The following is a 253-nucleotide window of genomic DNA, read 5'->3' on the forward strand; positions in this document are numbered from 1 at the left end:
CGAGCGGCTCTGGGACGGCATGCGCCTCTATCGCAGCGCCCTCTCCCGCGCCCGCCGCCAGCAGGGCTATCGCATCAGGCCCATAGCGCCTGAGGACAATGCCGCCATCGCCGCCGTGGTGCGCGCCGTCTCTGCCGAATACGGCCTCACCGCCGTCAAGGGCTACGGGGTGGCGGATCCCAATCTCGACTTCCTCCACGAGACCTATCAGGGCGAGCACAGCCGTTATTGGGTCATAGAGGGGCCGGACGGC

The 253-nt window shown here is 68.4% G+C and carries 1 pseudogene; it reads left to right on the forward strand.

What is annotated here, in order from left to right:
- Nucleotides 1–253: pseudogene (locus tag B4920_RS27130) on the forward strand (hypothetical protein); the annotation flags it as partial.

It is taken from the genome of Zoogloea sp. LCSB751 (assembly GCF_002028455.1).
Classification (GTDB): domain Bacteria; phylum Pseudomonadota; class Gammaproteobacteria; order Burkholderiales; family Rhodocyclaceae; genus Zoogloea.